Source organism: Amycolatopsis iheyensis, assembly GCF_024703995.1.
GTDB lineage: Bacteria > Actinomycetota > Actinomycetes > Mycobacteriales > Pseudonocardiaceae > Amycolatopsis > Amycolatopsis iheyensis.
This window is the reverse complement of the sequence record NZ_JAMXQV010000026.1, coordinates 1-15,630: the sequence shown is the minus strand read 5'-3', so window position 1 is coordinate 15,630 and position 15,630 is coordinate 1. Positions and strand designations below refer to the sequence as shown.

At 72.3% G+C, this 15,630-nt stretch carries 18 protein-coding genes and 1 pseudogene; 8 read left to right on the top strand and 11 right to left on the bottom strand.

Annotated elements, in window-relative coordinates; all coding sequences use genetic code 11:
* Positions 1-64 precede the first annotated feature (64 nt).
* Positions 65-1,093 carry an oxidoreductase gene (locus M8542_RS37435; RefSeq protein WP_257925079.1) on the top strand — a complete coding sequence of 343 codons (1,029 nt, stop codon included), beginning with the start codon at positions 65-67 and terminating at the stop codon, positions 1,091-1,093.
* Here the strand turns inward: M8542_RS37435 and M8542_RS37430 are convergent.
* Positions 1,083-1,427: a VOC family protein gene (locus M8542_RS37430; protein ID WP_257925078.1), complete on the bottom strand. Its 345-nt coding sequence runs from the start codon at positions 1,425-1,427 to the stop codon at positions 1,083-1,085. The genes M8542_RS37435 and M8542_RS37430 overlap by 11 nt on opposite strands.
* A gap of 61 nt (positions 1,428-1,488) precedes the next feature.
* The gene (locus tag M8542_RS37425) at positions 1,489-2,505 is read right to left on the bottom strand and encodes a C40 family peptidase (RefSeq protein WP_257925077.1); all 1,017 of its coding nucleotides are present in this window, start codon (positions 2,503-2,505) and stop codon (positions 1,489-1,491) included.
* A gap of 81 nt (positions 2,506-2,586) precedes the next feature.
* Here M8542_RS37425 and M8542_RS37420 point away from each other — a divergent pair, with 81 nt between their 5' ends.
* The 5 genes from M8542_RS37420 (at position 2,587) to M8542_RS37400 (ending at position 6,318) form a co-directional block, all read left to right on the top strand.
* The gene (locus tag M8542_RS37420; protein ID WP_257925076.1) at positions 2,587-3,384 is read left to right on the top strand and encodes a biotin--[acetyl-CoA-carboxylase] ligase; all 798 of its coding nucleotides are present in this window, start codon (positions 2,587-2,589) and stop codon (positions 3,382-3,384) included.
* An 85-nt stretch (positions 3,385-3,469) separates the two neighbouring features.
* On the top strand, positions 3,470-4,078 hold the full coding sequence (locus M8542_RS37415; RefSeq protein ID WP_257925075.1) for a PH domain-containing protein: 609 nt from the start codon (positions 3,470-3,472) through the stop codon (positions 4,076-4,078).
* Positions 4,078-5,007: a hydroxymethylglutaryl-CoA lyase gene (locus M8542_RS37410; RefSeq protein ID WP_257925074.1), complete on the top strand. Its 930-nt coding sequence runs from the start codon at positions 4,078-4,080 to the stop codon at positions 5,005-5,007. Before M8542_RS37415 ends, M8542_RS37410 begins: the two co-directional genes overlap by 1 nt.
* 109 nt (positions 5,008-5,116) lie before the next feature.
* On the top strand, positions 5,117-6,058 hold the full coding sequence (locus M8542_RS37405) for a TNT domain-containing protein (protein WP_257925073.1): 942 nt from the start codon (positions 5,117-5,119) through the stop codon (positions 6,056-6,058).
* Complete coding sequence (locus M8542_RS37400; protein WP_003105220.1) at positions 6,058-6,318, top strand: hypothetical protein; 261 nt, start codon at positions 6,058-6,060, stop codon at positions 6,316-6,318. Before M8542_RS37405 ends, M8542_RS37400 begins: the two co-directional genes overlap by 1 nt.
* A 41-nt stretch (positions 6,319-6,359) precedes the next feature.
* Here the strand turns inward: M8542_RS37400 and hisN are convergent, their stop codons facing one another.
* Complete coding sequence (hisN, locus tag M8542_RS37395) at positions 6,360-7,145, bottom strand: histidinol-phosphatase (RefSeq protein WP_257925072.1); 786 nt, start codon at positions 7,143-7,145, stop codon at positions 6,360-6,362.
* A 42-nt stretch (positions 7,146-7,187) separates the two neighbouring features.
* On the opposite strand from hisN, the gene M8542_RS37390 reads away from it, so the two are divergent.
* Positions 7,188-7,883 carry a response regulator transcription factor gene (locus tag M8542_RS37390; RefSeq protein ID WP_257925226.1) on the top strand — a complete coding sequence of 232 codons (696 nt, stop codon included), beginning with the start codon at positions 7,188-7,190 and terminating at the stop codon, positions 7,881-7,883.
* Between the two features lie 3 nt (positions 7,884-7,886).
* On the top strand, positions 7,887-9,170 hold the full coding sequence (locus M8542_RS37385; RefSeq protein ID WP_257925071.1) for a sensor histidine kinase: 1,284 nt from the start codon (positions 7,887-7,889) through the stop codon (positions 9,168-9,170).
* Here the strand turns inward: M8542_RS37385 and M8542_RS37380 are convergent.
* The 8 genes and pseudogenes from M8542_RS37380 to M8542_RS37345 all read right to left on the bottom strand — a co-directional run.
* Complete coding sequence (locus M8542_RS37380) at positions 9,167-9,589, bottom strand: Pvc16 family protein (RefSeq protein ID WP_257925070.1); 423 nt, start codon at positions 9,587-9,589, stop codon at positions 9,167-9,169. The two genes, M8542_RS37385 and M8542_RS37380, sit on opposite strands and share 4 nt — an antisense overlap.
* A 3-nt stretch (positions 9,590-9,592) precedes the next feature.
* Positions 9,593-10,225, bottom strand: coding sequence for a response regulator transcription factor (locus M8542_RS37375; protein WP_257925225.1), 633 nt, complete (start codon positions 10,223-10,225; stop codon positions 9,593-9,595).
* A gap of 121 nt (positions 10,226-10,346) precedes the next feature.
* On the bottom strand, positions 10,347-10,988 hold the full coding sequence (locus M8542_RS37370) for a response regulator (protein ID WP_257925069.1): 642 nt from the start codon (positions 10,986-10,988) through the stop codon (positions 10,347-10,349).
* A 19-nt stretch (positions 10,989-11,007) separates the two neighbouring features.
* Positions 11,008-11,862 carry an NAD(P)H-binding protein gene (locus tag M8542_RS37365; protein WP_257925068.1) on the bottom strand — a complete coding sequence of 285 codons (855 nt, stop codon included), beginning with the start codon at positions 11,860-11,862 and terminating at the stop codon, positions 11,008-11,010.
* Positions 11,859-13,157: an MFS transporter gene (locus tag M8542_RS37360; RefSeq protein WP_257925067.1), complete on the bottom strand. Its 1,299-nt coding sequence runs from the start codon at positions 13,155-13,157 to the stop codon at positions 11,859-11,861. The genes M8542_RS37365 and M8542_RS37360 overlap by 4 nt, the downstream gene beginning before the upstream one ends.
* A gap of 283 nt (positions 13,158-13,440) precedes the next feature.
* Positions 13,441-13,968, bottom strand: a complete 528-nt coding sequence (locus M8542_RS37355) for a GtrA family protein (RefSeq protein ID WP_257925066.1) — start codon at positions 13,966-13,968, stop codon at positions 13,441-13,443.
* A gap of 96 nt (positions 13,969-14,064) precedes the next feature.
* Positions 14,065-14,562 carry a GtrA family protein gene (locus M8542_RS37350; RefSeq protein WP_257925065.1) on the bottom strand — a complete coding sequence of 166 codons (498 nt, stop codon included), beginning with the start codon at positions 14,560-14,562 and terminating at the stop codon, positions 14,065-14,067.
* A gap of 10 nt (positions 14,563-14,572) precedes the next feature.
* Positions 14,573-15,630, bottom strand: a pseudogene (locus M8542_RS37345) (sigma-70 family RNA polymerase sigma factor); the annotation flags it as partial.

Sequence of the window (15,630 nt, the reverse complement as noted above, 5' to 3'; positions counted from 1 at the left end):
GGTCACCTTTCGTCGGCCTCCACCGTCGCCCCCACGACGGATCCCGACAAGCAGAGGTGACCGGATGAGCTTGCTGACCCCCGCCGACCTGGGCGGCTGGCGCCTGCCGAACCGCGTGGTGCTGGCACCGACGACTCGTGCGCGCGTTCCCGGCGGCGTGCCCGGCGAACTGCAGGCCGCCTACTACGCCCGGCGCGCCGGCGCCGGGCTCGTCATCACCGAAGGCACGTGGGTGAGCGAGCGGGCCGTCGGGTTCTCGGACGTCCCCGGTCTGCACACCGGTGAACAGGTCGCCGGGTGGCGGCCGGTCACCGACGTCGTGCACGCGCTCGGCGGGCGGATCGTCGCGCAGCTGTGGCACACCGGCGCGGTGTCGCACCCGGACTTCCTGGGCGAGCCGCCGGCCGGGCCTTCGGCGGTGAACCCGGGCGAGCCGGTGCACACGGCCTCGGGACGGCAGCCGACGGTGACCCCGCGGGCGATGAGCGCGGCCGAGATCCGGGCCGTCGTCGCCGACTACGCCGCCGCGGCCGCGAACGCCCGCCGCGCCGGCTTCGACGGCGTCGAGGTGGCCGCCAACGGCGTGTATCTGCTCGCGCAGTTCCTCCACCCGCGGCTGAACCACCGCACCGACGCCTACGGCCGTTGCCGGGGGAAGCTGCTGCTCGACGTCGTCGACGCGGTGCGCGCGGCCGGGATCGCCGTCGGAGTCCGGCTTTCGCCGTGGTGGACCGGCGGACTGTTCACTGTGGACGAAGCACTGCGCGCCGAGTACGACGAGCTGGTGGCTTCACTCGATGTCTCCTACCTCCACCTCCGTGGGCCTGACTCCGGGCCGGACTTCGCCGGCTTCGCGCGCTACCGCCGGCTGTTCGCCGGCTCGCTGATCGTCAACAACGGCTTCGACCGCGACTCCGGGAACGCCGTGGTCGCCGCGGGAATCGCCGACGCCGTCTCCTACGCACGCCACTTCGTCGCGAACCCCGACCTGGTGACGCGGTTCGCGCTGGACCTGCCGCTCCGGGCGGCCGATCCGGCGACCTACTACGGCGGTGGGGCCGCCGGCTACCTCGAGCGGGCCGTCACGGCGTAGCGTCCGGGCACCACACAGCCAGCTCGCTCCCGCCGGGCTCGCGGAAGTGGAAGCGCCGCCCGCCGGGGAAGGCGAAGGGTTCCTTCGTCACCTCCCCGCCGGCCGCTTCGACGGCGGTTCGCGCCGCCGCCAGATCGTCCGTGCGGATCGTGATCAGGGGTGCGCGGGGCTGCTCGGCCGCGTCGGCCTGGAAGCCGAAGGTGAGGCCGGCGGCCCGGACGTCGGTGTAGTCCGGGCCGTACGGCGTCACCGCCCAGCCGAAGGCGCGCGTGAAGAACTCGCCGGACGCGGTGGCCGACGTGGACGGGAACTCGACGAAGTCGACTTCGAACATGGCTCGACGCTAGCGGCCACCACCGACAAAAACGGGCGGCAGAGGTAGCGACCGAACCGGCTCAGGCCGGGCGGCCCGCACCCGCGTAGTCGTCGCCCTTCGAGTGGTACGTGTGGATCTGGATGGCCTGGCCCTCGGTCGGGGCGTTGATCATCAGGCCGTTGCCCAGGTACAGGCCCACGTGGTGGATGCGCGTCGCCGGGCTGCCGTAGAACACCAGGTCGCCCAGGCGTGGTTCCTGCGCCGCCGGCACCGGGGGCAGGGCGCGGAACTGGCTGTCCGCCGTGCGCGGCAGGGCCACGCCCGCGCTGTCGTACGACGCCTTCGTCAGCCCCGAGCAGTCGAAGCCCGCCGCGCCCGCGTCGGGGCCGTTGCCGCCCCAGACGTACGGGAGGCCCAGCTGGCCCAGCGCGAAGCGGGTCGCCTGGACCCGCGGTGACGACGCCGACGACGGGTCCAGGGACAGCGTCGCGTAGAGCTGCGCCATGCCGAGGACGCGCTGGCGGAACAGCTCGGTCCCGTCGCCCGGGTGGTACGCCGCGATCGCCTTCCACCAGCCGGGGCCCGCGCCGAGGTCCGTGCCGCCGGCGCACAGCGCCCGGCCGGCCGCGATCGGCGCCTCGCCGCCGTACTTCTTCGACTGGGCCGCCGTCAGCCCCAGGAGGTCGCCGCCCGCGCGGCCGTGGTTCGACGCCGCCGACCCGACACCCGCCAGCGTCACCCACGACAGGTGGCACGACGGGTCTTCGCTCCGCAGCGCCAGCTCGCCGTTCGCGTACCCGATCAGGGCCTCCGCCGGGATGTCCAGTGGCCCGGACAGCTGCTCGGCCCACTGCTGCAGCGGGCTCTTGCCGCCCTGGCCGGACGCGCCCTGACCAGGCTCCCGCACCTGCACCGGGGCGCTGACTTCGAGGACCGACGGCCCCGAAGCGGCGGCCACCGGCACCGGGGCGGGCGCGGGTTCCGGCGACCGGTCGGCCAGCAGCCAGCCCGCGGTCACCAGCCCCGCGACGAGCGGCAGCGCGACGAGGCCGCGCAGGGCCGCCCCACGGGCCCAGGAACTCGGCTTCGTCGTCACGGGATCCAACTTAGAAGAGCGCACCTCTAAGTGAACGACTGAGTGGCTTGCACGTTAGGGGGACTCCCATATGGTGGACACATGGCCGAGATCGACGCTGCCCGCCTGAACGCGGCGCTCAAGGGCCGGTTCGCGCGGATCGACGTCGTCGAGCGCACCGGCTCCACCAATGCTGACCTGCGCAAAGCCCTCGACGAAGGGGTCGCGGACCGGACTGTTCTGCTCGCCGAAGAGCAGACCGCCGGGGTCGGACGGCGGGCTCGGAGCTGGAGCTCGCCGAAGGGCGCCGGGCTGTACCTCAGCGTGGCGCTCCGGCCGGGCGTGCCGTTCCACGCCCTCGGCTCACTCTCCGTCGTCGCCGGGCTCGCCGTCCGGGCGGCCGCGGCCGCCGTCGGCATCGACGCGCGGCTGAAGTGGCCGAACGACGCCCTCATCGACGGCGCCAAGTGCGCCGGCATCCTCGCCGAAGCCGTCGCGGGCGAACCGCCGTCGGTCGTCCTCGGCATCGGCCTGAACGTCCTGCCCCTGGGCGACGTCGAGCCCGGCCCCGGTGGCCTGCCCGCGACGTCGCTCGCCGAGCACGACGCCTGGAACACCGACCGCACCGACGTCGCCATCGCGCTGCTCAGCGAGTTCGACGGGCTGGAGAAGCGCTGGCGGCTCGCGGCCGGTGACCTGACCGAAGCGGGCCTGCTCGGCGACTACCGCGCCGCCTGCGCGACCCTCGGCCAGGACGTCGAAGTGCAGCTCCCGGACGGCGCCTCGCTCATCGGCCGGGCGGCCGACATCGACCCCGCCGGGCAGCTGCAGGTCGACGTCGCGGGCGGCCAGCGGCACACCGTGTTCGCGGGTGACGTGGTCCACGTCCGCCGGGCCTGATTCTTCGGGGCGTTGCACTCACCGGGCAGGCGTCTCGCCGGTACGGTGAAGCGACATCGCCGCACCGACCTTGGGAGCGTCCGCCGTGGCTTATCCGGACGATTTGCTCAGCGAGCAAGAGCACGTCGTGGTGCACAGTCACCCGCACTTCAAGATGCTGATCTTCCCGACGCTCGCGTTCCTGGTCACCCTGGGCGCGGGCATCTGGCTGGCGATCCTCGCGAAGGACGCCGGCTCGCCGTGGAACACGGTCGGGCTGATCGCCATCGGGGTCGTCGCCCTGGTGCTGATCGTGTGGCTGTTCCTGGCGCCGCTCGTGCGCTGGCGCACGACGCACTTCATCGTGACCACCGACCGGCTCATCGTCCGCGAAGGCGTCCTGAAGCGCACCGGCATCGACATCCCGATGGGCCGCATCAACAGCGTCCAGTTCGAGCACGGCCTGCTGGACCGCGTCTTCGGCTGCGGCTCGCTGATCATCGAGTCGGCGTCGGACGAGCCGCTGCGGTTCGAGGACATCCCGCACGTGGAGAAGGTGCACACGGTGATCTACCGCGAGGTCAACGACAACCCGTACGACGACTACCGGCCGGGCGCGCCGCAGGCCGGCCCCCAGCAGGCCGGTCCCCAGCAGACCGAGCCGCTGCCGCCCCAGGGCGGGCACCCGCCCCGCGGCGATCGACGTCGCCGCTGATGGGCACGCGCGAACTGGGCCTGCCGGACCGGGTCCCCGCCACGGGTGAGCTGCCGGAGCGGGTCACGATCTGGGAAGTCGGCCCGCGGGACGGGCTCCAGAACGAGAAGACGATCGTCCCGGTCGAGGTCAAGCTGGAGTTCCTCGACCGGCTCGCGGGCGCCGGGCTGACGACGCTGGAGGCGACCAGCTTCGTGCACCCGAAGTGGGTGCCGCAGCTGGCCGACGCCGAGCAGCTGCTGGCCGGGCTGGACCGTCGCGAAGGCGTCCGGTACCCGGTGCTGGTGCCGAACGAGAAGGGCCTGAACCGGGCGCTCGACGCCGGTGTCGAGCACATCGCGATCTTCGCCAGCGCGACGGAGACGTTCGCGCAGAAGAACCTGAACTCCTCGCTGGACGACCAGTTCGCGATGTTCGAACCGGTCGTCACGCGAGCCCGCGAAGCCGGCGTCGATGTGCGCGGCTACCTCTCGATGTGCTTCGGCGACCCGTGGGAGGGCGCGGTGCCGGCGAAGCAGGTCGCCGACGCCGGCCGCCGCCTGCTGGAGATGGGGTGTTCGCAGCTTTCGCTGGGCGACACGATCGGCGTCGCGACCGCGGGCCAGGTCGAGCACCTGATCGGGCTCTTCGGCGATGTCGGCAGTTTGGCCGTGCACTTCCACGACACCTACGGCCAGGCTCTGGCCAACACCCTGGCGGCGCTCCGATGTGGAGTGTCGACTGTGGACTCTTCGGCGGGCGGGCTCGGCGGTTGCCCGTACGCCGAGTCGGCGACCGGGAACCTGGCGACCGAAGACCTCGTCTGGATGCTCGACGGGCTGGGTGTCGCGCACGGGGCCGACTTGGACGCGCTGGTGGCGGCCAGCGCGTGGATGGCGGGACAGCTCGGCCGCCCGAGCCCGTCCCGGGTGGTCAACGCGCTGAGCTGACCTCGGTGCGCCCGCGCCGGGCGGGTGCGGTATCAAGGGTGACCGGCAGCGCCGCGGCCGCGTCGAACAGCGTTGTGCCCGCGGGCACCGACCGAGCCGGAGGATGGGTGTGACCGAGCCTTCCGAGGCGGGCTCCGAACCGGTCGAGGCCGACCTCGACACCGGGCCGGTGCAGCTGCCCGGGTACGGCGCCGAGGACGCCCCGACACCGCCATCGGGGAGCCCGGCCGCGTGGCCGCACGCGGTGTCGCCCCTGCTGCCGCCGTTCCCGCTGCCCCCGGCCCCGCCCGCGCCGCCGTCGGTGCCGAACCCGGTCCCGCCGCCGGTGGCCGGGCCGCCGCCGAACCCCGGCTCGCCCGCGCCGCTGCCGCCGCTCGGGTCGCCGCGCACGGAACGGGAAAGCGTTGTCGCGCTCTTCCTCGTGCACATGTTCCCGATCGGGCACCTGCCGGTCGCGATGGACCGGCCGGCGCTGCAGCTGCCGCTGCCCGAGGACCCGGACGGCTTCGGCCCGAACGACCACCCGGACGCCCGGCTGATCTTCGACGACCAGGCGCTGACCAACGTCACCGCGGGGTTCCGCCGCTCGCCGACCGCGCCGTCGCGGCCGGTGCCGCGGCACCTGACCGACGGCTACGTGCCGTACGCCCACGCGACGCAGGCGGTGTGGATCCGCCGGTTCGTCGTCGGGCACAGCGAACTCGGCCCCGAGTACGCGTGGCCGCCGGGCGACCACTACCCGGAGGGCGGCGTCGACCACGCCGAGCCGGTGATGGTCCCGGCGAACACGGTGCTCGACCGCTTCGGCCCGGCGTACGGGCGGGTGTTTTCCGCCGACGGCACGCGCTTCGCGGAACGCTCGCTGCCGCCGGGGATGCTGGACGCGGAGTACCGCCGGTACGTCGTGGTGCGCGCGGTGCCGATGTGGCGTTCGGAGACGGCGAACTGGTTCGGCCAGGTCGGCGGCGGCACCCGGTACCGCGCCCTGCTGGCCGCGGACGAACTCGTGACCCTCGGCTACCTGGCCGAGGCCAAGGGGGAAGAGGATTGATGAACACCCAGTCGATCCAGCGCTGGCTCGGCGTGCTGGGCGTGCCGCCGGAGGTCGTCTCGCTCGGCGCCGAAGTCGACAACGCCTGGTGCCTGATGCAGGGCGAGGACGAGGCGTGGGAGGTGTTCTGGCGCGAGCAGGGCAACCGGTACGACTGGGCGCGGTTCACCAGTGAGCAGGTGGCTTGCCATTACCTTTTCGGGCGGCTGGCCTGGGCGCAGGTCGCCCGCGGTGCGGTCGGTCTGCTGCCGGGTTCCTGAACCCGGAAGCGGCACTTTCGTCGTGAAAGTGCCGCTTTTGCTCAGCGCTTGAGGATCGCCAACGCTTCGTCGTGCAGGCGGCCGTTCGTGGACAACGCGCTCCCGTTGTCGTAGCGGGCCAGCCCGTCGAGGTCGCTGAAGCGGCCGCCGGCCTCGGTGACGATCACCTGGGCCGCCGCGACGTCCCACGGGTTCACGATGCACTCCGCCGCTACGTCCAGTGCGCCCTCCGCCACCAGCACGTGGTGCCAGAAGTCGCCGAACGCGCGGGTTTCCCAGCACGCGTCCACCAGGTCGAGGTACTTCTCGCGCGAGTGGTGCTCGGTCCACGAGTTCAAGTCCGTAGTGGACAGATAGGCGTCGGAAAGCGACGAAACCCCGGAAACCGACAGCTGCCGGGTGCCCGCGGAGTCCGACGAAAACGCCCCCGAACCCGTGGCCGCCCACCAGCGGCGGCCCAGCAGGGGCGCGCTGATCATGCCGACGACCGGGTCGCCGTCCGACACCAACGCGATCAGCGTCGCCCAGACGGGTACACCGCGGAGGAAGTTCTTGGTGCCGTCGATCGGGTCGAGCACCCACGCCCGGCCGGTCGCCGCCGAACCGCCGCGCTCCTCGCCGAGGACCGCGTCGGAAGGGCGCTCCGATGCCAGCACCGCGCGGATCGCGTCCTCGACCGCGGTGTCCGCGTCGGTCACCGGGGTGCGGTCGGGTTTGCGCTCCACCGCCAGGTCCAGGGCGCGAAACCGCGCCGTCGTGATCGCGTCGGCGGCGTCAGCCAGCCGGGTGGCGAGGGCCAGATCATCTCCGTAGCCAGGCACGGTCACGATGGTTTCACGCCCCGCCGCCGTAGAGTTGACCAGGTGAGCATGGTCCTACTTGCCGAAGACGATCCGGCCATCGCCGAACCGCTCTCCCGCGCCCTCGAACGCGAGGGATACGAGATCCACGTCGTCACCGACGGTCCTTCGGTCCTCGACGCCACCGCCGCGCAGAGAGTCGACCTGCTCGTGCTCGACCTCGGGCTGCCCGGCATGGACGGCCTGGAGGTCTGCCGCCGGCTCCGGGCCAACGGCACCGAGCTGCCCGTCCTCATGCTCACCGCCCGCACCGACGAGGTCGACTTCGTCGTCGGCCTGGACGCGGGCGCCGACGACTACGTCGCCAAGCCGTTCCGGCTCGCCGAGCTGCTCGCCCGGATCCGCGCGCTGCTGCGCCGCCGGGTGCCCGAGGTGCTCGAGGCCGGCGGCGTGCGGATGGACCTCGGCGCCCGGCTCGTCACCGTCGACCTGCACGAGGTGCAGCTGGCGAACAAGGAGTTCGAGCTGCTGCGCGTGCTGATGAGCCGCGCCGGGCAGGTCGTCAGCCGCGACGAGATCCTCGCCGAGGTCTGGAACGACCTCGAGTCGAAGACGTCCAAGACCCTCGACATGCACATGTCGTGGCTGCGCCGGAAGCTCGCCATCGCCGCCGACGAGGCCGCCGGGCGCACCACCAAGGCCCACGACGGCGAACGGCGGATCGCGACCGTCCGGGGCGTCGGCTTCCGCTTCAACGCCGAATAAGCCGTGCGCCGCCGCATCCTGCTGGCCATCCTCCTGGCCGTCGCGGTCACCGCGGCGGTCCTCGGCATCCCGCTGGGCATCGTGGCGAGCTGGCAGATCGAGTCGAGCTACCGGGAGACGCTCGCCGAGAACGCCCGCGCGGCGGCGGCGATCCTCGACACCGAAATCGCCAACGGCCAGGAGATCGACCTCGACCAGGTGCGCGCCGCCGTGCCGGCGAACGGCCTGCTCACCGTCCAGGTGCCCAGCCAGCAGGAGAAGCGCTACGGCTCGGACCCGGGCGCCGACACCGTCACCGAGACCGCGGACCTGGCCCGCGACGGCAAGGTGGCGATCGCCGTCCCGGCCGGCCCGATGCACGAGCGGCAGACGACGGTCACGCTCGTCGTCGTCCTGCTGGTGCTCCTGTCCGTCGGCACCGGCGCGGTGGTGGCGATCGCGACGGCGCGGAGGCTGGCGAAGCCGCTGCGGCACGTCGCCGAACGCGCGTCCCGCCTCGGCGGCGGCGACTTCCGGCCCGACCCGAGCCGCTACGGCGTCGGCGAGCTCGACATGGTCGCCGAGGCGCTCGACGCGTCCGGCACCGCGCTCGCCCAGCTCGTCCAGCGGGAACGGCAGCTCGTCGGTGACGTCTCGCACCAGCTGCGCAGCCGCCTGACGGCGTTGCAGCTGCGGCTGGAACCGCTGACCGTGCACCCGGACGACGAGGTCGCCGACGAGTCGAAGGCGGCCCAGGAGCAGGCGGACCGGCTCGCCGAGGCGCTCGACGAGCTGCTGGCGGCGGCCCGGGCGGCGCGTGAGGTCGGCGCGGAACCGGTCGACCTGCCGACGCAGCTGCCCGAGATGGCGCAGGAATGGCGTGAGCTGCTCCGCTCGGAGGGCCGCAACCTGCGGATGCGCGTGGCCGACGGGCTGATGGCACGAGCGACCCCCGGCCGGCTCCGCGAGGTCATCGGGGTGCTGCTGGACAACGCGCTGCGCCACGGCTCGGGCACGGTCAACCTGGTCGCCCGCCGCGGCGACGCCGAGGGCACCGTGGTGATCGAGGTCAGCGACACCGGCTCGGGCGTGCCGGACGAGCTGGCCCCGCACATCTTCGAGCGCGGCTTCTCCGGCGGCGGCTCGACCGGCGTCGGGCTGGCGCTGGCGCGGGCGCTGGTGGAGGCCGACGGTGGCCGGCTGGAGCTGTCGAACCGGCGGCCGGCGGTGTTCAGCCTGTTCCTCAAGGTGCCGCGCCCGAGCGACGTGCCCGAGGTCCGGTGGCCCGCGGAGCGCGTCCCGCGTTAGCCGGCGTCGGTCGTCACCAGCAGGACGAACCCGGCCCGCGCGGGCATGCCCAGGCTGGGCCACAACGTCGACGGATCCGTCGAGGCCAGCGCCAGCCGCGCCGGGGAAGCGCTTTCAGTGGCCAGCTGCCCGGTGTCGAGCACGGCCCGCAGGGCGGCGTCGAGCAGGTCGTGCTCCTCGCGGACCGCCCCGGCCCGCGCGGTGACGAGGTAGGAAAGCGCGCAGCGACGGGCCGCGCGCTTCCCCTCCCTCTCTTCCGCGTCGACGGCGTCGTGCAGCGCGAAGAGGAACAGCTCCACGCTCCGCACCGGCGACTCCGTCTGCCAGGCCGGCTTCGGCGGATCGAGCCGGATCTGCGTCCCCGCCGGCAGGCGGGGACGCAGCAGCCGGCACAAAGCCTCGTCGACCTGGGCGATCATGGGTCAGATCAACCCTTCACGCAGGGCGTACGCGACCGCGTGCGAGCGGTTGCGCAGCTGGAACCGGTTGGTGACGTCGTGCAGGATGCTCTTCACCGTCCGCTGCGAGTAGCACAGCTCGTCGGCGATCTCCTGCGTCGAGTACCCCGCCGCCACGAGCCGGAGCACCTCCGTCTCCCGGTTGCTCATCCCGCCCAGGTGCAGCCCGCGTGGCTGGAGCACCTGACGCTGCAGGCGGGACACCCGGTTCAGCAGCCGGCCGAGCAGGTCGGGCGGCAACGCGCCTTCCCCGGCCGCGGCGGCCTTGATCAGCCGGACGAGAACCTCCGGTCCGGCGTCGGCGCGGCGGGCCACCGCGCAGACGCCGTGCTCGACGGCGTTGAGGATCTCGTTGTCGTCGACTTCGCCCGCGATCAGCACGATGCGGGTGAAGCCCTGGTGGTGCAGCGCGGACAGCAGCTGCGTCATCGTCTCGTCGAGCCGGTCGGCGACCAGCAGCGCGACCACCGCCGCGTCGGCCGGCTCGCCGTCCACCACCCGGACGTCGTCACGCGAACGCAGCGCCATGCAGACGCCGTTGTGCAGGATCGGATCGGTGGCGCGGACCACCACCGGTGTCCGGTCGGTTTCGAACATCGTCACCCATTCCCCTCGAACGGTGCGAAGGGGTTCCACCCCTCACGGTGACCACAGTGCCCGCCGAGGTGTCCCGGGCACATGGGACCGGCGTCCCGATGTTGCCCGGACCGGCCGCCCTTCAGGACTGGCCGAGGCCCGCGTCCCGGGCCCGGACGATCGCCTCGGCCCGGTCGGCGACGTGCAGCTTCGCGAAGACGTTCGAGATGTGGTTGCGCACCGTCTTCGGGCTCAGGCACAGCGTGTTCGCGATGACGGCGTTGCTGTGCCCGGCCGCGATCAGCGCGAGCACCTCGCGTTCGCGGCCGGTCAGCTCCGGGAAGACCGGCTCGCTGGCCGGCGGCTGGTTGAAGAAGCCGAGGACGCGGTTCGCGATGTCGGGCCCGAAGATGGCCTCCCGCCGCGCGACCGCCTGGACCGCGCGGATGATCTCGTCCGGCTCGGCGTCCTTCAGCAGGTAGCCGCGGGCACCGGCGCGCATCGCCGCGAAAACCGACTCGCTTTCGTCGGCCATCGTCAGCATCAGCACGCCGGTGTCCGGGCTGGCCTGGGCGATGTGCCGGGTCGCCTGGATCCCGGACAGGTCGGGCAGGTGGAGGTCCATGACCACGACGTCGGGGCGCAGCGCGGCCGCGGCGTCGACCGCGGTGGCGCCGCTGGCGGCCTCGCCGACGACCTCGATGCCCGGTTCGGCGGAGAGCAGCGTGCACACCCCGAACCGGAACAGCGGGTGGTCGTCGACGACGAGCACGCGCAGACCCATCCGGTCACCTCCCCGGCCGTCACCCCCGGTAATGGTAGGGGAACGCGGCCGCGTTCTCACCCGCCCAGTTCGCGAAAGTCAGCGGCGGGCGGCCGAGCAGCCGCTCGACGGTGTCGAAAACGACGTGTTCGCGTTGGGCGGATTCCCGCTTGAGCGCGAAGAAACCGTCGACGGCCTGGGCGGGCCAGCCGTATTTCCGCATCATGCGTTCGCGGGCGGCGCTTTCCGGTTCTTCGACGAATTTCACCGATCGGCCCAACGCCGCCGAAAGAATCGCGACCTGCCGCTCGGTCGTGAGGGCTTCGCCGCCGGTGAGCTCGTACGTCGCGCCGTGGTGGTCCGGCGTCGTGAGGGCGAGCGTCGCGACCGCGGCGATGTCGCGGACGTGGATCAGCGCCGACGCCGGGTCGCCCTCGGCGGCGTACACGGTGTTCTCGTCGCGGATGGTGTCGCGCCAGGCGAACCGGTTGTCCATGAACGCGCCGGGCCGCAGGATCGTCCACGCCGGCCCGGCTTCGCGGATCGCCTGCTCGGCATCGGCGTGGGCGCGGGTGATCGGATCTGTCTGTCCGAAGTGGACACCGGTGGTGGACAGCTTGACGAGGTGTGTCACACCGGCGCGGGTGGCGGCCCGCGCGACCGCCGCTTCGCGTTCGGTGCTGTGGCCCTGGGTCAGCACGAAGACGCGGTCCGCGCCGTCGAGCAGCGCGGGCAGGTCGGCGGTGTCGAGGTCGCCTTGGACGACGTCGGCCCGCGGGTCGACGGTGGCTTTCGCCGGGTCGCGGGTGAGGGCGCGGACGTCGGCGCCGGCGTCGAGCAGGGTGGGGACGAGGGCGCGGCCGACCTTGCCGGTGGCGCCGAGGACGAAGATCATCGGGATTCTCCTTCGAGCGGGACGTGCGGGAGCGCGAACGCCGTGACGAGGGCGAGCGCGAGGACCGGCAGCAGGGCGAGGAAGACGCCGTGGGTGCCGGCTCGGTAGGCGAAGCCGAGCGCGACCGGGCCGAGGGCCGAGCCGAGCGCGCGGGCGAGGTTCACGGTGGCGGCGACGGCGCCGCGGTCCGCCGGTGGTGCGGTGTTCTGCGTCGCCATGGCCAGGACCTGCAGGTTCAGCCCGGCCGCGAGACCGAAGAGGACCAGGCAGGTCATGATCAAGGGCAGTCCGTGGACGGTGGTCAGGCCGAGCACCGCGAGCAGGCCGAGCGCCATGCTCAGCCGCGGCGCCCAGCGGTAGTGGCCGGTGCGGGCGATGATCTTGCTCGCGACGACCGAGGACAGCGACACGGCGAGCGTCATCGGCACGAGCCGCAGGCCGCCTTCGGCCGGGCCGGCGTCGGCCTGCAGCAGGACCGCGATGTAGTTGATCGAGCCGAGGAACGCGAAGCCGGCGAGCACGCTGAGGACGATCGACACGCTGAACGTCCGGTCCTTGAAGAGCCGAAGTGGTAGCACGGGCGCCTCGGCTCGCCGTTCGACGACGACGAAGGCGACGGCGGCCGCCGCGCCGAGCGCGATGGACCACGGCGTCAGCAGGGTGAAGCCGGTGATCGTCGCGCCCAGCAGGACGACGCCGGTGAAGTCGAACGGTGCCGCACGTCGTCGTCTCGGGAGATCGAGCCGGTTGACGAGTGCGACGGCGACGAGCCCGAGCGGCAGGTTGACGAGGAAGATCGACCGCCATCCGGCAACGCCGGTGAGCAGGCCGCCGACGACCGGCCCGGCGAGCGACGCGACGGCGAAGCAGATCGAGAACCACCCGAAGTACTTCGCGCCTTCGCGGGGCGTGAACATCTCGCCGAGCGAAGCGCCGACGGAGACGAAGAGCCCGCCGGAGCCGGCGCCCTGCAGCACCCGTCCGACGATGAGCGCGGTGGCTGTCGGGGCGAGGCCGCAGGCGAGTGAGCCGAGCAGGAAGAGAGTGAGGGCGCCCAGGAGCACGCGTTTGCGGCCGAAGACGTCACCGAGCTTCCCGAAGAGCGGGGCGGTGACGCTGCCGGCGAGCAGGTAGGCGGTCGTGACCCAGGCGTAGGCGCCGGTGCCGCCGAACTCGCCGGCGATCCGGGGGAGCGCGGTGGCGACGACCTGGGCGTCGAGCATCGCGAGGAAAACGGACAGGAACAGGCCGGCGATGGCCGGGCTTTGGGCGCGTTTCAGCGCGGTGGCAGGCAAGAAATGTCCTTGGTTCGTCAGAAGGGACGAGAGATGCGGACGTGTTTTTACGCACGTCCCGTCGAGTCGGGAAAAGGCTCCATCGTCACCCGTGGAACGGGTGCGACCTCTTCGCGCTCGGAAACCACCTCGAATCGTCCCGCTCGCCCGGCCGAATCCGGACGGCGTCCTCACGAAGGAACACTGTCGAAGATGACTGTAGACAACTACATGTCAGAAGACAAGCACTTTTCCGGAACCGGCGTGAGCAGGGCCGGGGCCCGCCGGGAATCGCGGGAAAGGGTCAGCGGAGGCGGGTGACGTCGCCGTTGTCGCGGCGGCGCTCGCCCAGCTCGTCCGGGAAGACCCACTTCTTGAAGCCCCAGAAGCGGAAGAACATCGCCAGCAGCATGCCGATGATCGACCCGCTCGCGAAGTCCGCGACCTCCTGCACCAGCCGCGTCACGTGCGGCATCTCCAGGTGCAGCACGTACCGGGACACGTACAGCGGGATCAGGTTCACCACGACCGCGACGCCGCTGATCACGAAGAACAGCGCGGCCTCGTGGTGGCGCTCCCGGCCGCCGCGGGTGCGGAACGACCACTCGCGGTTGAGGATGTACGACACGATCGTCGCGACGATGATCGCGATCGCCTTCGCCGTGGTCGGTTTCGACTCCAGCACCGACAGCTTCAGGAAGTACCAGACGCCGTTGTCGACGAGGAACGTCGTGCCGCCCACGATCGCGAACTTCAGCAGCTCCCGGTGCTTGATCAGCACCGAACGCAGTGGCTCCGGCGTGCGCTTGAGCACGGTTTCCACAACGGTCACATGACGCAGTCTAGAAGCTTGTGGGGGTCCGGGTGGCGGAGCCCCCGGCCCGGGGCGGAGCCCCGGTTGTTACGGCACACCGCGTTGACCTGTGGTTCAGGCGGCCTTGCGGTCCTGAATGTCCGGATCATCCACGACCCGCAACACGCGGCCGTCTTCCTGCGGGAAGACCCACTTCTTGAACGCCCACCAGCGGAACACCGTGCCGAGCAGGGTGCCGATGATGATCCCGCTGACGAAGTCGGCCACCTCGACGCCGAACGGCGACAGCCGCGGCGCCTGCAGGTCCAGCACGTACCGCGAGAACCACTGCGGCAGCGCGTTCAGGCCCAGCGCGATGCCGCTGAACAGGAAGAACAGCGCGGCCTCGTGGGTCCGCTCGCGGCCGCCGCGGGTGCGGAACGACCACTCGCGGTTGGCGACGTAGGAAAAGATCGTCGCGACCAGGACGCCGATGATCAGCGCCGTCACCGGGTGGGTCCGCAGCACGGTGAACTTCAAGCCGTAGTTGACGGACATCGTGATCACGAAGCTGATCCCGCCGACGACGGCGAAGCGGAGGAGCTCGCGATGCTTCTTCAGCAGCTCGCGCACCGCGCGGACGCTACCCGGTCAGCCAGCCGAATCCCTTCCCGGGGGTGACGGTCGGCCGCTGGTCGCCGGGCCGGCCGGTCGGAGGTGGCGGCGGCGCGCTGGTCGTGGTCGTCGACGTCGGAGGCTCGCTCGGCTCGGTCTTCGACGTCGTCGCCGGCGGGGTGGACGACGGCTTCGGTGTCGTCGGCTTCGGCTTGGTCGGCGTCGTCGAAGGCGAGGTCGACGGCGACGGCAGCGGGTCCTTCCCGCACCAGTGGTGGTAGCAGCCGAAGTCGATCGTCACCGGCTCCGCCGACGCCTTGCCGAGCTTCGCGTTGATCGTGACGCGCCCGTCGTCCGGGCGGCCCTTCAGCCGCACCCACAGGTTGACGTGCTGGCCGGGGGCGACCGCGCTCTTCGTCGTGCAGCTCGCGCCGCCGTCGGTGGGCGTGCACGGGAAGCCGCGCAGGCTCCACCACTGCCACAGCGGGTGGTCGAAGGTGACCGTGACCGGCCGGGTCGTCTCGCCGGTGTTGCGGACCCGCACGTACACCAGCGGGTTGCGGGTCCAGGGGAACGCCGAGAGCCCGTCGCCCTGGGCCTCGAGGACCACCGCGTCCGGCGGCTGCTTCACGGTGACCTTGACGCTCACGGCGACGTTGATCTGCACGCCGGCGGTGACCGACCCGGTCACCGTGCCGCCCTGGGCGTCCTCGTCGGCCTGGAGCCGGAAGTTCAGCGTGGCGCTCTGGCCCGGCTGGAGGCCGCTGCCGGTCTTGCAGGTGACCGTCCCGTCGCCGCCCGGGCAGTTCACCGAGATCGGCGCGCCGGCCTGGGCGAACGCCATCGGCGCGCCGCCGCCCGCCGCGTCGACCGCGTGCACGCCCGGTGGCAGCTTCAGCGCGACGGCCACCGGGTCGGACGGGCTGCCGCCGTCGTTGCGGACGGTGATCGGCAGGTTCGTCGCCGCGCCGGGGCTCAGCTCGACGCCCTCCGGCGGGGTCGTCGCGGACATCGACGGCGGGGCCGGCGCGGGCGGGGCCGGCGGCGCGGGCGCGGGCGGCACGACCGGCGCCGGCGGCGGTTCGA